General features: G+C 60.0%; 21 protein-coding genes. All 21 read right to left on the minus strand.

The window, feature by feature from the left end; translation table 11 throughout:
* Window positions 1-97: 97 nt before the first annotated feature.
* The 21 genes from EDD75_RS02435 to codY all read right to left on the minus strand — a co-directional run bounded on the left by EDD75_RS02435 (window position 98) and on the right by codY (window position 16,477).
* Window positions 98-691 (minus strand): superoxide dismutase, encoded by a 594-nt coding sequence (locus tag EDD75_RS02435; RefSeq protein ID WP_211328050.1) that lies wholly within the window; start codon window positions 689-691, stop codon window positions 98-100.
* 87 nt (window positions 692-778) lie between these two features.
* Entirely contained in the window at window positions 779-1,588 is an 810-nt protein-coding gene (gene surE, locus EDD75_RS02440; RefSeq protein WP_123927520.1) for a 5'/3'-nucleotidase SurE, read from the minus strand.
* A gap of 30 nt (window positions 1,589-1,618) precedes the next feature.
* Complete coding sequence (locus EDD75_RS02445) at window positions 1,619-1,798, minus strand: YpmA family protein (RefSeq protein ID WP_123927523.1); 180 nt, start codon at window positions 1,796-1,798, stop codon at window positions 1,619-1,621.
* Window positions 1,799-1,827: 29 nt separating this feature from the next.
* Entirely contained in the window at window positions 1,828-2,397 is a 570-nt protein-coding gene (gene folE / locus EDD75_RS02450) for a GTP cyclohydrolase I FolE (RefSeq protein ID WP_123927526.1), read from the minus strand.
* A 24-nt stretch (window positions 2,398-2,421) separates the two neighbouring features.
* A complete protein-coding gene (locus EDD75_RS02455; RefSeq protein WP_211328051.1) occupies window positions 2,422-3,174 on the minus strand; it encodes a 7-carboxy-7-deazaguanine synthase QueE in 753 nt (250 codons plus the stop codon).
* A complete protein-coding gene (locus EDD75_RS02460; protein ID WP_123927529.1) occupies window positions 3,150-3,716 on the minus strand; it encodes a DUF366 family protein in 567 nt (188 codons plus the stop codon). The genes EDD75_RS02455 and EDD75_RS02460 overlap by 25 nt, the downstream gene beginning before the upstream one ends.
* 3 nt (window positions 3,717-3,719) lie before the next feature.
* Entirely contained in the window at window positions 3,720-4,373 is a 654-nt protein-coding gene (gene queC, locus EDD75_RS02465) for a 7-cyano-7-deazaguanine synthase QueC (RefSeq protein ID WP_123927532.1), read from the minus strand.
* A complete protein-coding gene (gene queD / locus EDD75_RS02470; RefSeq protein ID WP_123927534.1) occupies window positions 4,370-4,744 on the minus strand; it encodes a 6-carboxytetrahydropterin synthase QueD in 375 nt (124 codons plus the stop codon). Before queD ends, queC begins: the two co-directional genes overlap by 4 nt.
* Before the next feature lie 3 nt (window positions 4,745-4,747).
* Window positions 4,748-6,460 (minus strand): proline--tRNA ligase, encoded by a 1,713-nt coding sequence (locus tag EDD75_RS02475; RefSeq protein ID WP_123927537.1) that lies wholly within the window; start codon window positions 6,458-6,460, stop codon window positions 4,748-4,750.
* Window positions 6,461-6,490: 30 nt separating this feature from the next.
* The gene (gene ispG / locus EDD75_RS02480) at window positions 6,491-7,552 is read right to left on the minus strand and encodes a flavodoxin-dependent (E)-4-hydroxy-3-methylbut-2-enyl-diphosphate synthase (protein WP_123927540.1); all 1,062 of its coding nucleotides are present in this window, start codon (window positions 7,550-7,552) and stop codon (window positions 6,491-6,493) included.
* 13 nt (window positions 7,553-7,565) lie between these two features.
* Window positions 7,566-8,597, minus strand: a complete 1,032-nt coding sequence (rseP, locus tag EDD75_RS02485) for an RIP metalloprotease RseP (RefSeq protein ID WP_123927542.1) — start codon at window positions 8,595-8,597, stop codon at window positions 7,566-7,568.
* 35 nt (window positions 8,598-8,632) lie between these two features.
* The gene (locus EDD75_RS02490; RefSeq protein WP_281277413.1) at window positions 8,633-9,793 is read right to left on the minus strand and encodes a 1-deoxy-D-xylulose-5-phosphate reductoisomerase; all 1,161 of its coding nucleotides are present in this window, start codon (window positions 9,791-9,793) and stop codon (window positions 8,633-8,635) included.
* A gap of 17 nt (window positions 9,794-9,810) precedes the next feature.
* On the minus strand, window positions 9,811-10,887 hold the full coding sequence (ytvI, locus tag EDD75_RS02495) for a sporulation integral membrane protein YtvI (RefSeq protein WP_123927548.1): 1,077 nt from the start codon (window positions 10,885-10,887) through the stop codon (window positions 9,811-9,813).
* Between the two features lie 12 nt (window positions 10,888-10,899).
* Window positions 10,900-11,697 carry a phosphatidate cytidylyltransferase gene (locus tag EDD75_RS02500; protein ID WP_123927552.1) on the minus strand — a complete coding sequence of 266 codons (798 nt, stop codon included), beginning with the start codon at window positions 11,695-11,697 and terminating at the stop codon, window positions 10,900-10,902.
* A 17-nt stretch (window positions 11,698-11,714) separates the two neighbouring features.
* The gene (locus EDD75_RS02505; RefSeq protein WP_123928335.1) at window positions 11,715-12,488 is read right to left on the minus strand and encodes an undecaprenyl pyrophosphate synthase; all 774 of its coding nucleotides are present in this window, start codon (window positions 12,486-12,488) and stop codon (window positions 11,715-11,717) included.
* Between the two features lie 29 nt (window positions 12,489-12,517).
* Window positions 12,518-12,742 (minus strand): hypothetical protein, encoded by a 225-nt coding sequence (locus EDD75_RS02510; protein ID WP_123927555.1) that lies wholly within the window; start codon window positions 12,740-12,742, stop codon window positions 12,518-12,520.
* Window positions 12,743-12,746: 4 nt separating this feature from the next.
* A complete protein-coding gene (gene frr, locus EDD75_RS02515; protein WP_211328076.1) occupies window positions 12,747-13,268 on the minus strand; it encodes a ribosome recycling factor in 522 nt (173 codons plus the stop codon).
* 17 nt (window positions 13,269-13,285) lie between these two features.
* The gene (gene pyrH / locus EDD75_RS02520) at window positions 13,286-14,029 is read right to left on the minus strand and encodes a UMP kinase (RefSeq protein WP_123927561.1); all 744 of its coding nucleotides are present in this window, start codon (window positions 14,027-14,029) and stop codon (window positions 13,286-13,288) included.
* Window positions 14,030-14,070: 41 nt separating this feature from the next.
* On the minus strand, window positions 14,071-14,673 hold the full coding sequence (gene tsf / locus EDD75_RS02525) for a translation elongation factor Ts (RefSeq protein ID WP_123927564.1): 603 nt from the start codon (window positions 14,671-14,673) through the stop codon (window positions 14,071-14,073).
* Between the two features lie 133 nt (window positions 14,674-14,806).
* Complete coding sequence (gene rpsB, locus EDD75_RS02530) at window positions 14,807-15,547, minus strand: 30S ribosomal protein S2 (RefSeq protein WP_123927567.1); 741 nt, start codon at window positions 15,545-15,547, stop codon at window positions 14,807-14,809.
* A 147-nt stretch (window positions 15,548-15,694) separates the two neighbouring features.
* A complete protein-coding gene (codY, locus tag EDD75_RS02535) occupies window positions 15,695-16,477 on the minus strand; it encodes a GTP-sensing pleiotropic transcriptional regulator CodY (protein ID WP_123927570.1) in 783 nt (260 codons plus the stop codon).
* Window position 16,478: the final 1 nt, after the last annotated feature.

Consider the following 16,478-nt stretch of genomic DNA (forward strand, 5'->3'; position numbering starts at 1 on the left):
TTCACTGGCGGCTGTTCCGGCCTGTTTTGCTCCCGCTCACTCTCTAAAATATTGCGTGGCGGCATAAAATGCTACTGCACAACGGCAGAAAGCACCCTTAACGTCCGGGATTATACTTAAACCTGCCCACGACCACGTTCCAGTCAATCGCTTTCATGAACGCCGCCACGTAATCGGCCCGCTTGAGGCCGTAGTCGAGCAGGTAAGCGTGCTCGAAAACATCCATCACCAGCAGGGGCACGCCGCCCGTTAGGTGACCGACATCGTGTTCGTTGACCCAGGTATTGAAGAGGCGGTTACCTGCGGGGTCCAGATAGAGGACCACCCAGCCGATGCCGCGGATCAGGCCCAGGCCCTTAAACTCTTTCTCCCAGTTCTCGTAAGAGCCGAACTCCCGCACCAGGGCCTCGTAAAGGACGGATGTCTGGCTGAGGGGCGCGCCGCCCCGGGTCATATTCTCGAAATAGAGTTCGTGGAGTCTCATCCCGTTAAATTCCCAGCCAAACCGCCGCTTGAGCTCCGCGTACTCCGGTGTCCCCGTCTTCTCCGCCGCGGCCAAAGACCCCAGGATCGCCGCCAGCTTATTGGTATTTGTCACGTAACCCTGGTAGAGCGTGAAGTGGTTTTTTAAGAGCTGGTCGCTGAAACCTTCGAGCCCCAGGAGATGCTCATAGTTTTTCGCTTCGTACACCACCCGTTAACCTCCCTGTAAGGAAATCTTGCTGGCCACATTTTACCACACAGCGGTTAAAAAAATAGCGGGCCGCTTTTTGACCCGCTAATTCGCTCCTGCACTCGCGTCGGGAAGGTATTCCCGTAAAAGCTCCTCCCGCGACCAGGGCAACGACCAATTCTTTAGTTTTTCTATAAATAAATAGTCGGTTAAATCGATTTGGACCGGAGTTATGGAGATGAAGCCGTCTTTAACCGCCCGCACATCCGTATCCGGGTCGTTGCCGTTAAGATCAAGCGGCTCCCCCGCCATCCAGAAATAGGTCCTCCCGCGCGGGTCGGTCCGCATATCGATCACGTTAACGTAGCGGATGTTGCCCAACTTGGTTATCTTCACCCCGCGGGGAACACCTGGCGGCACGTTGATGTTAAGTAGCGTCCCAGCCGGCACCACCTGCCGGGTAAACTCGGGAAGAAAACTGACCACAAAACGCACCGCCCAGGAAAAGTCGGGCTCCTGGTGGGTCGCCAGGGATACAGCAAGCGAAGGGATGCCGTTGATAATCCCCTCTACAGCCGCCGAAACGGTCCCGGAGTACAGAACGTCGGTCCCCACGTTGGGGCCTAGGTTGATCCCTGCGATCAGGAGGTCGGGTTTCTCCGGCAAGAGGGCCTCTAAGCCCAGCTTCACGCAATCGGCGGGAGTGCCGTCAACCACCCAGCCCCGCACCCGCGGGCTCCGGAAACCTGCCTCCCGGACCCGAAGCGGCCGGTGGACGGTAATCGAATGTCCCGTGGCGCTCCGCTCCCTATCCGGAGCAATAACGTATATTTCCGCCGTTTTCTCCAGGGCTTTCCGGAGGACGCTGATGCCTTCGGCAAAAATGCCGTCGTCGTTAGTCAAAAGGATGCGCAAACTGGTTCCGCTCCCTCTTCCACAAGATATTTACGTCTCGTAAATCGAAATGGTCATCTCGCCTCTGGCGCTATCTTTCGTGAGGCCGAAAAGGACGCGCTTTTCTTTCAGGGTTTTATTTAAAAAATCGACCACCCGGTAGAGTTCCTCACACTCTTTGAACGAACGGGTAGCAATAAGCGTAAGCTTCGGCATCTCTTCTTCTTTCATATTCTCACCTTCCCCACGGTGTGCAGGCGCTATTTTAAACTCCCCTTGATCAGCGCAAAGGCCTCCGCCCGCGTCGCCGGGTTCTGCTGGAAAATGCCCCGCACCGCCGAAGTTACGGTTTTCGCCCCCGGTTTTTTGACCCCGCGCATCGTCATGCACATGTGCTCCGCCTCAATGACTACCAACACGCCGCGCGGGTGGAGCCTTTCCATTATAGCATCCGCCACCTGACCGGTCAATCGCTCTTGCAACTGGGGGCGGCGCGCAAAACCCTCGACCACCCGGGCGAGCTTGCTCAAACCCGTAATACTTCCCGTGCGCGGGATATAGGCTACATGGGCCACCCCAAAAAAGGGGAGCAAATGGTGCTCGCAGACAGAGTAGACCGGAATGTCCCGCACCAGCACCATTTCCTCGTGCGCAACGTTGAAGTATTTTTCCAGGTGGTCAGCCGGATTCTCCCCAAGGCCCGCAAATATCTCTTCGTACATCCGCGCCACCCGGGCCGGCGTTTCTTTCAACCCCTCCCGGTCCGGATCCTCGCCGATCGCCTCCAGGATCATGCGTACCGCCCGCTCTATCTTTTCCCGGTCAAACACCTCTCCCTCTCCCTTCGCCGCACACTACCACATACCGCAAAACCGGTGCACCTGCGGGATAACCCGCACGTCCCGGGCTATTCCAAGCGCCTCTGCTTGGAGCCGTAGCAGTTCTGCCGGCGACGGCCGCAACGCGCGGTCGTTCGTAGTTACCGGCTGCAACACCAGCGTCGCCCCGGCGGCCGCGGCCAACTCGGCCGCCGTAATCACTTCCGCCAGCGGCGTCCCTCTAATCACGACCGCTTTAACGATAACCTCCCGCCCTTGGGCGACCCGCAAGAACTCCCGGTGCTTTTCCCAGAACGGTGCCATTCCCGTCGCGCTCGGGAGCTTGACATCCATCGCCACCAGGTCAACCAGCTCAACGACCGCCTCCAGCGCCGCCGGTAACGTCCCGTTAGTTTCGAGATAGATACCCCGGCGAGCACCACGCAGCAACGGAATAAGTTCCTGCAAAAATTCGGGGTACAGAAGCGGCTCGCCTCCCGTCAAGCTCACCGCGTGGTGCCGGCTCAAATCAAGGCCAGCAGCCAGCACCGCTACCTCTTCTGGGGTCAGCGGATTGGGTATTTTCACGACCTCGTGCCCCCCGGGTTGCACCTGAACCTTGCAGCTTACGGGAATGTCCCGGGGAGTGTCGCAGTAACGGCAGGAAAGGTTACAGCCCGCAAACCGCACAAAGAGGTGGCGACAGCCAACGTACGGCCCCTCGCCCTGAACGGACGAGAAGACCTCCCTCAGAGATACCCCCGTTACGGTACCCCGCGGACCTTGCACCGGGCCAGCCAGACCTCCTTCATCTCCGCAGCGTAAGCCGCAAGCAGCCGCGTCGCAAAGTCACGCACAGCACCCTCGGAGAGCCCCAGCTCACCAAGACCAACCGCCGGCACAGGGACACCTTCGGTCTTTACGTTCAGGCCAAAGTGGATCATCACCGATACCGGCGTCACGGTGGCAATGGAAACGGATAACTTCTTCTGCGCCACAAAAAGGTCGTCGCCCCGCCTCTTGACCGCGATACCCAGTATCTCCTCCAGGATTTCCTTCGCCAGAGTAACCAGGAGCCGCTGCCGCAGGACCCCTTTCTCCAGGTCGCTCTCAAAGTGCTCGGCGAGGAAATGAAGCATGTCAGGGCTATAGATGAACGCACCGTCAAGGTGGTCGGCCAGGTCGACCAGGGCCTCCTGCCGCACGTGGCACGCGCCCCGGAAAGCCACGATGCTGTCCCCCTGCAGGCGCAGGTGCCGGAAAGCCCACAGGGAGGTCAGCTGCTGACCGTCGTAGGTAAGGGGCTCCTCAATAAAGAAGGTCTGCACCATAAGCTAAACCTTCGCGGCCGCGACGGCCCGCAAAAAGCGCTGGCAACTCTCGCAGCGGCCGCACATCGTCTCCCCGCCGCGGTAGCAACTCCAGACAAGCTCCAGGGGCACGCCGAGTCGTCTGCCAAGTTCAACAATTTCTACCTTCGTAAGCTGCTGGGTATAACTCACCACGCGGACGCGGCCGCGCGTCGAGTAACGCAGTGCCTCTGTCGCCGCCGCCACAAAGGCGGCGCTGTTGTCCGGAAAGGCTGCCGCCTCTTCGCGGTTAAAGCCTGCCACCACCGCCGCTGCGCCCAAGTGCTCCGCAAAAGCCGCCGCAATATTGAGAAAAATCCCGTTGCGGTTGGGCACCCAAACACGGGCCGCCCGCGCCGTAGCCTCCTCCTGGTCATCAAGTCGGGCGACCTCCGGTTCAGGGATATCCTCTCCGGTGACCAAGCCGGTAGTCGTAATTGCTGATAGGAAAGGAAGCGCTACCACCTGGTGCGTTACCCCGTAATGAGCCGCCAGTGCCGCCGCCGCTTCGATTTCGCGACGGGCCGCTAACTGGCCGTAATCAAAGGTAAGGGCCAGAACCACCTGACCGTCGCGGACAGCGTAGCCGAGGCAGACCGCGGAGTCAAGCCCACCAGAAAGCAGGACTACACTTTTCACGGCCGGTAAACCACCCATGCTGAAGGGGATTCAGCCACCCGGACCTGCCGGACACGGACGCCGGGTTGGCCGCTGAGTTTCTCCGTCGCCCGCAGAAAGATGTAGCGGGCGATGTTTTCCGCCGTAGGTGGCGTTCCGTTGCGGAAGAAGGGTAGCTCGTTGAGGTAACGGTGGTCAAGCTCCGCGACCACCTCCTGGAGCACCCCTTTGAGCACCTTAAAATCGACCACCATTCCTGAGGGAGCCAACTCTTCGCCCGCCACCGTAAGGGCAACCACCCAGTTATGCCCGTGCAGGCGCCCGCAGGGTGAAGGATGCCCCTCGAGCTGGTGGGCCGCAGCGAAGGAGGTTTCCACCGTCAGCTCAAACACCGGTTATTCCCCGCTCCCCTCGTGCAAGAAACGTTGAACCGCCGCTACAACTTCAGTTTCGGCTACTAATAAGGTTTCCCCCGTCCGCCTGCGCCGAACCTCAACCTTTCCCTCGGCCACGTGGCGCCCTGCAGTAACCCTGACCGGATAGCCAATAAGATCAGCATCCTTGAACTTTACTCCGGGCCGCTCGTCCCGGTCATCAAGAACAACCTCCAGCCCCGCACCGCTCAAGATCTGGTAAACCCCTTCCGCAGCAGCCACCTGCCTGGCGTCCTGAGAGTTGACGGGCAGCACAACGGCGTGAAAGGGCGCTATTGACGCCGGCCAAACGATCCCGTCCGCATCGTGGTTCTGTTCGACCGCTGCCGCCATGGTCCGCGAGACGCCGATGCCGTAGCAACCCATCACCATGGGACGTTTTACCCCCTGCTCGTCCAGGTAGTAGGCCCCCATCAGGCGGCTGTACTTTTCCCCTAACTTGAATACCTGGCCCACCTCGATGCCCTTGACAGTCCGCATGGCCTCGCCGCACCGCGGACACGGGTCACCCGCAGTTACCAACCTGATGTCCGCGACGTCGGCCACCGAAAAATCGCGTCCGGGACAGACGTTCACGTAGTGCGCGTCAGCCCTGTTAGCCCCGGCTACCGCCGCCTTAAGATTGGCCACCTCCCGGTCAACCACCAGCGGCAGGTCGAGATGCACCGGCCCGGCAAAGCCGACCGGCGCCCCGGTGGCGGCCTCAATTGCCGTCTCGTCCGCAAGCTCAAGCGACAGCACCCCTAAATGATTCTGCAACTTCACTTCATTCACTTCTCTGTCCCCACGGACCAGCGCCGCCACCAGCCCCCGCTCCGTTCTGTAGATCAGGGTCTTGATGAGGCGCTGCGTGGGAAGGCCCAAAAAGGCCGTCACCTCTTCCACCGTGCGCCTGCCCGGGGTCGCCACTAATTCGAGGGGACCCTCATCCCCTCCCTCATAAGGCACGAGAAGGCTCTCGGCCTTCTCCGCGTTCGCGGCGTAGCCGCAAGCCTCATCCGGGCAGTAAACCACGACCGCCTCCCCGGAATCGGCCAGGACCATGAACTCGTGGCTCGCGTTCCCACCGATGGCGCCCGTGTCGGCTTCCACTGCCCGGAAGCGGAGCCCCATGCGGGTAAAAATCCGGGTGTAGGCAGCGAACATCTTCCAGTAACTCACGTCGAGGCCAGCCTCATCCCGGTCGAAAGAATAAAGGTCCTTCATAATAAACTCCCTGCCCCGCAGGAGCCCGAAGCGGGGGCGGCGTTCGTCACGGTATTTGTTCTGAATCTGGTAAAGGAGAAGCGGCAACTGCCTGTAAGAGCGCACCTCGCTCGCCACGAGGGCGGTCACCATCTCTTCGTGGGTAGGCCCGAGACAGAAGTCCCGCTCGTGCCGGTCGCGGAGCCGGAAAAGCTCGGGACCATAAACATTCCAGCGGTTGGACTGGTGCCACAGCTCTGCCGGCTGAATGATGGGCATCAAAATCTCCTGGCCGCCGGCCCGGTCCATCTCTTCCCTGATAATCGCCGTGATTTTATGCAAGACCCGCTGGGCCAGCGGCAGGAAATGATAGATGCCTGCCGCCACCTTACGGATAAAGCCGGCCCGCAGGAGCAACTGGTGGCTTACCACCTCGGCCTCGGCCGGTACCTCCCGCATCGTCGGGATGAAGAGCTGTGAAACCCGCAAGTTTTTACCCCCCCAAGGAACGCTTAAAAATCAAAGACCCTCTATCCCCATGCTCCGGATTTCCCGCAGCAGTTCCTCCACAAGCTGGGCCTCCGGAACCGTCCGTAACGGCTCGCCCTTGCGGAAGAGGAGCCCCACGCCTTTACCGCCGGCGATGCCCACATCCGCCTCCCTGGCCTCTCCCGGGCCGTTCACCACGCACCCCATCACGGCCACTTTAAGGGGCACCGTAACCTTCTGGAGGCGCTCCTCCACTTCCGTAGCGATAGCGACCAGATCGATCTCGCACCGCCCGCAGGTTGGGCACGAGATGAGTTCCACCCCCCGCCGCCGCAGGCCGAGCGCCTTTAATATCTCCCAGGCGGCCCATACTTCGTGCCGCGGCGGTGCCGTCAGGGAAACCCTGATCGTGTCCCCGATCCCTTCGGATAACAAGATGCCGATCCCTACCGCCGAGCGAACGAGCCCGGCCCGCAGCGTCCCGGCCTCCGTTACCCCAACGTGGAGCGGGTAATCAACCGCCCGCGCCAGCCGCCGGTAAGCTTCAACCATCAGCGGCACGTCGGCTGCTTTCACCGAAACCTTAATCGCCGTAAAATCCATCTCTTCTAACAGCCGGATATGGTCCAGCGCGCTTTCTACCAGCGCCCCGGCCGTAACGCCACCGTACTTTTCCAGCAAACGGCGCTCCAGCGAACCCGCGTTAACGCCGACCCTGATCGGCACCCCACGCCTTTTCGCTTCGGTTACGACAAGGCGCACCCTCTCGCGGCCGCCGATATTCCCGGGGTTAATCCGCAGGCCGTCAACCCCGGCCTCAAGCGCCGCCAGCGCCAGACGGTAGTCGAAGTGAATGTCGGCGATAACGGGGATAGGGGACGCGGCTTTGATTCGCCGGAGGGCCGCTGCCGCCGCCGCGTCCGGAACCGCCACCCGGACAAGCTCGCAGCCCCAGGAGGCAAGCTCCTCGATCTGCGCCACCGTTTTGTCCACGTCACGGGTGTCGGTGTTCGTCATCGATTGGACTACCACCGGCGCCCCGCCGCCGACCTGCACGCCACCGACCCAAACCGGGCGGGAAACGCGCCTCATTCTCTTCCTCCCTTTAATCGAGCCCGTTAGAGAGTTGGATGAAGTCCCGGTAAGTAACTAAAACCATCAGCAAAATAAGAAATGCGAAACCAACCAAGTGAACGATGCTCTCCTTTTCCGGGTCCACCGGCCGGCGGGTCACCCCTTCCCAGAGCAGGAAGGCCACGCGGGCCCCATCTAAGGCCGGAACCGGCAGCAGATTGAAAAAGCCAAGGTTGATGCTGAGAAAAGCCATAAGCTGAATGAGTGGGAAAACCCCGAAGTGCGCCGCTTTGCCGATTTCCACCATCACCCGAACCGGGCCGCCAACGTCCGCCGGGGCCCGGCCGACGACCATCTTCCCGAGGAAGTCGGCGATTAACACGGTGATGCGGCAGGTGTACTCCGTTCCCACCCGCAGGGCGCTTAAAAGCGAAAGCCGCTTCTGGACCACCACCGGCGACAGGCCGATTTTGCCCTTACCACTTTCGTCTATGCGCGGGGTTACCCGCACCGTAATCGTCTTGCCGCCGCGCTCCACGGTTAGAACCTTTGCGCGGTGCGGCTCGGTACCGATGGCGCGCAGCACCTCTTCCCACTGGTGCACGGTCCGCCCGTCAATCGCCACTATCCGGTCGCCGCGCTCAATACCTGCCGCCGCCGCCGGATAGCCCGGTAGAACCTCGCCAACCCGGGTGGTCGCAACCGGCACCCCCTGGATGAAAAAGACCAGGGCAAGCGCCACCACCGCAAGAACAAAATTCATTCCCGGTCCCGCCACCATCACTATCAGCCGGTGCAAAACGGGTTTACGGGCAAAACTGTAAGGCCGGTCGCGCTCCTCATCCCGCGGGTCGAGGCCCACCAACCGCACGTATCCCCCGTACGGGATCGCCCGCAGGTTGTAGGCTGTACGGCCCTTCTTAAACCCCCAGAGGCGCGGCCCGAACCCGAGACTGAACTCGTGCACCCCGATACCGACCAGGCGCGCGGCTAAGTAGTGACCCGCCTCGTGAAAAAAAATAAGGATGCCAAAGACGACAATCCCGGCAATAACGGTTAACATTTACGCCACTCCTCAAAACAACCTGCGCTGGTACGCTAACAATGCCTCGCCCGCACAACCTCAGCCGCCGCAGCCCTCGCCCACTGGTCGGCAGAAAGAATCGCCGGCAGCTCCGGCTTCTCCTCCACTTTGTGCCGGGCCATCACCCTTTCGACGACCTCCGGAATCCCGGTGAAGGGCAGCTCCCCCGCCAAGAAGGCCGCCACGGCAACCTCGTTCGCCGCGTTGAGGACTGCCGGCATCGTCCCTCCGGTCTTTCCCGCAGCATAGGCAAGCCGTAGGGCTGGAAAACGCTCCGTATCCGGCTCCTCAAAGCTAAGCCTGCCGACCGCCGCCAGGTCGAGCCGCGGGAGGGAATTCGCTAACCGTTCCGGATAACTGAGCGCGTAAAGAATCGGCAACCGCATGTCGGTAATGCTCAGGCACGCAACTAAATTGCCGTCCGCAAACTCGACCATCCCGTGCACGATGCTCTGCGGGTGCACCAGCACCCTAATATTATCATAAGAAACGCCAAAAAGCCAATGCGCCTCGATCACCTCGAGCCCCTTGTTCATCAGGGTTGCCGAATCCACCGTGATTTTGGGTCCCATCTGCCACGTCGGGTGTTTTAAGGCCTGGTCAGGCGTCACCCGCGCCAGCGCCTCAGGATTCAACTCCCGGAAGGGGCCGCCGGAAGCGGTGAGGATGATCCCGGCTACGCCCCCGCGCCCGTCAAGGCATTGCCAAACCGCCGAATGCTCGCTGTCTACCGGCAGGAGCCGCACGCCCTTTTCTCGCACGCGTCGCACCACTATTTCTCCCGCCGCCACCAGCGTCTCCTTGTTAGCCAGGGCAATGTCCTTCCCCGCCTCGATAGCGGCCAGGGTCGGCTCAAGGCCCGCAGCGCCCGTTACCGCCGTCAGGACGATGGCGGCGTCTGGCAGCGTAGCCACCTGGAGCAAACCTTCATGCCCCCAGTAAACCGCCGTTTTCACTCCCGGCGGCAGGGCCGCCTTGAGGCGCAGCGCGTCTTCTTTTTCGAGGAGAGCCACCGCCTGGGGCCGGAAGCGGCACGTTTGTTCTAAGAGCAGTTCCCAGTTCCGCCCCGCAGCAAGACCCCGGACCACAAACCTTTCGGGAAATTCCTGCACAATCGCGAGCGTCTGCCGCCCGATCGAACCCGTACTCCCTAAAATAGCGATCCCGCGTGCCAAAATATCCCCCCGCATCTCTACCGGCGCCGCGCAATTTCCTTCTCGCCGCGCGAGGTGCTTGCCCTGTAGGCGGCCTGGAGCAGAACCACCGTGATGGGCCCCAAGACGAGCCCGCCGATGCCGAGTAGCTTCAGCCCAGCGTACATCCCCACCATGATGGCGAGCGGGTGAGCCCCCACGCTCACGGCAACGATCCTGGCCTCGAAAAGCTGCCGCACCGCAAACACAATCACGTAAAGGACGAGCAGTTTTAGGCTGAAAGCCTTAGCCCCGGCAAAAAAGGCGGCTACAATCCACGGAATAAAAATGGTGCTCGGTCCTAGGACCGGAACCAGATCAAAAAAGCCGATCACCAGCCCGAGGCTAAGCGCGTACTTTACCTTTAAAATATAAAGCCCGGCTGTAGAAAGAACAACCGTCAGGGCCACAAGGACCATCTGCGCCCGGCAGTAGCCGAAAAAGGCCCCCACAGCTTCGTGGCCCATAAAGGCCACCCGGGTGCCAAGCGGCGCCGGAACCGCCCGTGCCCAAAGCTTGCCGATCTTCTCCCGGTCCCGGCTGATAAAATAGGTCGCCAGGACGCTCACCACTAAAACCAGCGCCGCGCTAGGAAGGGAGCCTAAAAAGCCCAGAAGCGAGCTGATCAGCGTCCCGAGCGAATGCCGCGCGCTCGCGGTAAGGGCTTCAATCCCGCTCTCGAGGTACCGCACCGCCTCAGGCGGCAGAGCGCCGTAGCCTGCCCTGGCCTTTACGATTAGGTCGGTAAGAATGCGCCGGGCCTCGCCAACATAAGCGGGCAGGTGCACCGAAATATCGGCAAGTTCAGTGACCAGGTGCGCTACCAGAAGGGTCACCAACGCGCCGGCCACCGCGAAAAAGACGATCATGGAGAGGAAAACAGCAAGCCCCCGCGGGAGACGCCGGCCGAAAAGCCGCACCAGCGGCTCGATCAAGGCGGCAAAGATAACGGCAATGATAAAGGGCAATAGCGCCACTACCGCATAGCGAAGAACGACCAGCCCGAGAGCAGTTAGAAAGGTGAAAGCCAACACTCCGGCCGTCACGAACAGAAGCCGCCGCAGCCACTCCGGCATCTTACCCCTCCGTTAAGTTAGCAGGCGCGCCGCTGCGTAAATGAGCGGCGCCGTGAGGAGCATACTGTCAAACCGGTCGAGCACACCCCCGTGACCGGGGATGATCCTCCCGGCATCCTTGTGGCCTGCCGCTCGTTTCACCGCCGAGAAGACCAGGTCCCCCACCTGCGCGGCGATACCCGCGACGGCCCCGAGGACAAAGAGCAGAAACGGTCCGACAGGCAACCACCGGGCAAAAAGGGCAGCGACCAACGCGCTGGCGAGAAGGCCGGCCGCAAATCCCTCTACCGTCTTGCCCGGGCTTAAGCCCGGTGTTAAGCGCCGCTTTCCGAGATAACGCCCCGCGAAATAGGCCGCCGTATCGAAGGCCCAGGTAACTACTAAGGCCAACAGCACCCAGCTCCGCCCCTGGGGGAGGCACCGTAACAGGTAGAGGTAAAGAAAAAGAGAAAGGTAGGCGGTACTCAGAAAAGTTACCCCCGCCTCAGGTGGCGAATAGCGCGGGAAGAAAAGGACCAGCGGGAGAACAGACAATAAAAGAGCGTAAACCAGGGCGCCGGGAAATTGCTCAGGATAAAAATAGGTAACCAAAAGCAGCGTCAGAGCAATCAGATAAGCAATAAATGGACTAGGCGTGAGACCTACCCCAGTCAGGAGGCGCAAGTTCTCCCGCAAGCCGGCCAGGTAGAGAAGGCCGACCAGTAGAAGAAGCGATCCCCCTCCCTTGCAGGCCACAAAAAGAAGTACCGGTACTCCTACCGAAGCGGTTATTATCCGCAGTAAAAGGGTATCATTTCGCCTGGTGACCATCAGTTCCCAGAACCTGTTTAACCTACCGGGTTGCGGTTGAGCCCCCCGAAGCGGCGCTCACGCCGCTGGAAGCTTACCAGCGCTTGTAAGAATTCTACCCGTCCAAAATCGGGCCATAAGACCGGTGTTACGTAAAACTCCGTATAGGCGAGCTGCCAAAGCAGAAAGTTGCTTACCCGCATTTCGCCTGCTGGCCGGATTAAAAGGTCCGGGTCGGGAAGGCCCGCCGTATAAAGATGGCTGCTGAAAACCTTCTCGTCGATCTCCTCGGGCTGCAGCTTTCCCTCTTTTACCTTGCGGGCAATAGCCCTGACGGCGTCAACAATTTCCCACCGGGCACCGTAGTTCACGGCTAAATTAAGGGTCAAGCGCTTACCTTTAAGCGTCTCCCGCTCTAACATCGCGATTGCTTCCCGCACGCGTTCCGGCAGCCCCTCAAGCCGGCCGATAACCTTAACCCGAACTTCATTCCGCTGTAGTTCTGCCAGTTCCCGCTCGGCATATTCGACGAAAAGCTCCATCAGGAAGGAAACCTCTTCGGGCGGCCGGCGCCAGTTCTCCGTAGAAAAGGCGTAGGCCGACAACGCGCCGATCCCGAGCTCGCCCGCAAGGCGAACTACTTCGCGCAGCGACTTTACCCCCGCCCGGTGGCCGACACTACGCGGCAAGCCCCGCTTTACCGCCCAGCGTCCGTTTCCGTCCATAATAACGGCGACGTGCCGTGGCAGGCGTGCAGGGTTGAGCATCGCCCTGAGGGCGGCCTCATCACGTGGCAGCTCTTGTTCCGGCATTTTTCGCCGGTTGGCGATCCGGCTCAGCATTAGACTGCCCCCCAACAATTTGCGTTCCCCGGCAGGGAGACGGCGTCGTAAACAACAAGCAGCTCAACCCTCATCTCCGGAAGCAGCCGCAACCGGACCACGCGCTGCCTTTCTGCAGCCTGTCCCTTCGGCGCCACCGTTACCTTCACCTCCGGGCGGAAACCGGCCCGCTCGAGACGCACCAACGCTTCGCCCAGTTCGCGACCCAGCAACTCCTCTAACACCGCGCTACACTTCCATAATTTCCTTTTCTTTGGCGGCAAGGAGATCGTCTATTTCTTTTATATATTTATCCGTCAATTTCTGAACCTCACCCTGGAGTCTTTTCAGCTCGTCCTCCGAAAAGCCTCCCTCCTTCTGCCTGGCCTTGAGGTCGTCGTTAATCTCGCGCCGGATATTCCGCACCGCCACCCTGCCTTCTTCGGCCTTTTTGCGCACCACCTTCACCAATTCCTGGCGCCGCTCCTGGGTAAGCTGCGGCAAGACAAGGCGGATAACCGTCCCGTCATTCATCGGGTTAAGTCCCAGGTCGGATTTCATGATCGCCCGCTCGATTTCACCGAGCACCGATTTGTCCCAGGGCTGGACGAGCAGCAGCCGCGGTTCGGGAACACTAATGGTGGCCAGCTGGTTCACAGGAGTCGGGGTTCCGTAATAGTTAACCATCACCTTATCGAGGAGCGCAGGCGTCGCCCGACTCGTCCGCACGGCGAGCAACTCTTTCCGTAAGTGCTCCACCGCCTTTTTCATCAGGTCTTCGGCCTGGGTTACGAGTTCACGCACGCTGCATCACTCCCTATGTAAGTTCCTATCCTGTCGCCGAGGATCGCGCGCCGGATATTCCCTTTCTCCCGCACGTTGAAAACAATAACCGGGATGTTGTTATCCATGCAGAGCGAGGCGGCGGTGGCGTCCATCACGCCGAGGCCGCGGTTGAGCATTTCGATGTAGGTCAGGGACTCGAACTTCCGCGCCTGCGGGTTCTTCTCCGGATCGTCGTCGTAAACACCATCTACACCCCGTTTCGCCATCAGGATAGCGTCGGCCTCGACCTCAGCCGCCCGCAGTGCCGCCGTCGTATCCGTGGAGAAATAGGGGCTACCCGTTCCCGCGGCGAAGATTACCACGCGCCCCTTCTGGAGGTGGCGAATCGCCCGCCGCCTGATATAGGGCTCGGCGATCGCCCGCATCTCAATCGCCGTCTGGACCCGGGTATCAACCCCGGCCTTCTCAAGCGCATCCTGTAAGGCCAGGGCATTGATGGTGGTGGCCAACATCCCCATGTAATCGGCCGTCGCCCGGTCCATCCCCTTCGCACTCCCGGCGATGCCGCGCCAGATGTTCCCGCCACCAACCACCACCGCTACCTCAACCCTAAACTGCTGGATCACATCCTTAATCTCCCGGGCCACGAAGGCCGCCATTTCCGGGTCAATCCCGTATCCCTGGTCACCCGCGAGTGCTTCACCGCTGATCTTAACCACTACCCGCCTGTACTTTGGGGTAAGCATCGCCATCCCCCATTTCAGTTGTTCATGAGGGGTTTCGCACGTTACTTTACGCCCTCACCTAATTCGTACCGGATAAATCGCCTGATTACCACATTCTCCCCCGTGCGGACGATGACCTCGTTAAGCAGGTCTTTTACGGTGATGTCCGGATTCTTAACGAAGGGCTGCTCAAGGAGGCAGGCCTCCTTGAAAAACTTCTCCAGACGGCCTTCCACCATCTTCTCCACTACCTTTTCGGGTTTGCCTTCGGCCCGCGCCTGGGCGCGGAGAATTTCCCTTTCTCGGTCGATCACTTCCGGCGGGACATCCTCACGGGAGACGTACTCCGGACGGCTCGCCGCAATCTGAAGCGTCACGTCGTGCACAAAGTTTTTAAAGTCGTCTGTCTTCGCCACAAAATCGGTCTCGCAGTTAACCTCAACGAGTACCCCCACACGGCTCCCCGGGTGAATGTACGCGGCAATCATCCCTTCCGCCGCTACCCGCCCGGCGCGCTTAGCCGCCGCGGCAAGTCCTCTCTCGCGCAGCAACACAATCGCCTTCTCGATATCACCCCCGGTTTCGGCCAGCGCCTTCTTACACTCCATCATGCCGACCCCGGTCCGCTCGCGGAGCTCTTTTACCAGTTTCGCCGGAACTTCCACTTACCAGTTGACCTCCCCTTGTAAATCTCGAATTCGCCCAACGTTTCTCCCAAGGCGATTATAACCAAAAAGTGCTTACCTTAAAAATGCTTTTAGCGTCGCTTTACCGGCCTTTATAAAAAGAGGGGGGCTCTCAGGCCCCCTCGGCCACTTCACTTTCCGCCACCGGCTCCTCTGCCGGCGGAGCAACAACCCCTTCGCGGCCTTCGATCACCGCGTCGGCTATTTTGCTCGTAATGAGGCGAACCGCCCGGATCGCGTCGTCGTTCCCCGGTATCACGTAATCGATGAGGTCTGGATCGCAGTTCGTATCGACAATCGCCACGACGGGGATCCGTAACTTGCGGGCCTCGGCTACGGCAATCCGCTCCTTCCGCGGGTCCACCACGAAAAGCGCATCTGGCAGCCGCCGCATGTTCTTGATCCCGCCTAAGTACTTCTGCAGCTTCTCTTTCTCGCGCAGAAGCTCGGCCGCCTCTTTCTTGGTCCGCAGCTCGAGCTGACCGCTCTCAATAAGTCGCTCGAGTTCATGCAGCCGCTCGACGCGCCTCCTGATCGTCTGGAAGTTTGTGAGCATGCCGCCCAGCCACCGCTGGTTGACGTAGAACATGCCGCAGCGCTCAGCCTCTTCCTGGATAGACTGCTGCGCCTGCTTCTTCGTGCCCACAAAGAGAACTGTCCCGCCGTTGGCCGCAAGTTCCTTGACGAAATTGTAGGCTTCCTCGATCTTCTTAACCGTTTTCTGCAGGTCGATGATGTAAATGCCGTTGCGGTCCATAAAAATATAGGGTGCCATCTTGGGGTTCCAGCGCCGCGTCTGGTGTCCAAAATGCACCCCGGCCTCGAGCAACTGCTTCATAGAAACAACCGCCACATTTCCACCTCCTTCCGCCAGGGTTTTTTACCGCCGCTGCCGTCATTATTCCGGGGGACCCGCAGGCACCCGCCCCGGAAATCGGGCAACGTGTGTATTGAATCAACAGGATTTATTTTACCACGCCCTTCCGGAATCCGCAACAGCTCAAACGTGTTTGTAGTGCTGAAGTTCGTCCAGGAGGTAGTCGTTAAGGATGCGAATGTAGGTGCCCTTCATGCCCAGGGAGCGCGTTTCAACCACGCCCGCGCTTTCAAATTTGCGCAGCGCGTTCACGATAACCGACCGCGTAATACCGGCCTTATCCGCAATCTTGCTCGCCACCAAAAATCCTTCCTGACCACCGAGCTCCGCAAAGACATGCCTGGCCGCGTCAAGCTCCGAGTAAGAAAGGCTTCCGAGGGCCACCTGAACGGCCGCCCGCTTCCGCGCCTCTTGCGCCATCTTCTCCATGCGCGAGCGGAAGATCTCCATCCCTACGACCGTTGCCCCGTGCTCGGCCAGAATCAAGTCGCTGGTACTGAAGAGCCGGTTAAACTTTGCCAGCACCAGCGTTCCTAAGCGTGCTCCTGCCCCTAAGATCGGCACAACGGTCACCGTGAGGTTAAGGTAGGAGCACTCCGTATCGGGATTAAAGATGCAGGTGTTGGCCTCCGGGTGAAAATTCGCCTTCGTCTCTGTGACCTCAAGGAGGGCTTTGTTATATTTCGGGGGGAAACCGGCATCCTGGATGATGCCGGAGATGACCCTACAGGAAAAACCGGCCATGAAGGCGTATCCAAGAATCTTACCCTGATCGTCCACCAAATAAACGTTGGCGCGGATCAGCTCGCTTAAAACAGCAGCGACCGCGCCAAAATCTACATACTGAACCGATTTCTTTTGCAAAATGCCGTTTAAAACCCGCGCCTTTCGCAAAAGGGTTTCCACC

The organism is Thermodesulfitimonas autotrophica, from assembly GCF_003815015.1.
Lineage (GTDB): Bacteria > Bacillota > Desulfotomaculia > Desulfotomaculales > Ammonificaceae > Thermodesulfitimonas > Thermodesulfitimonas autotrophica.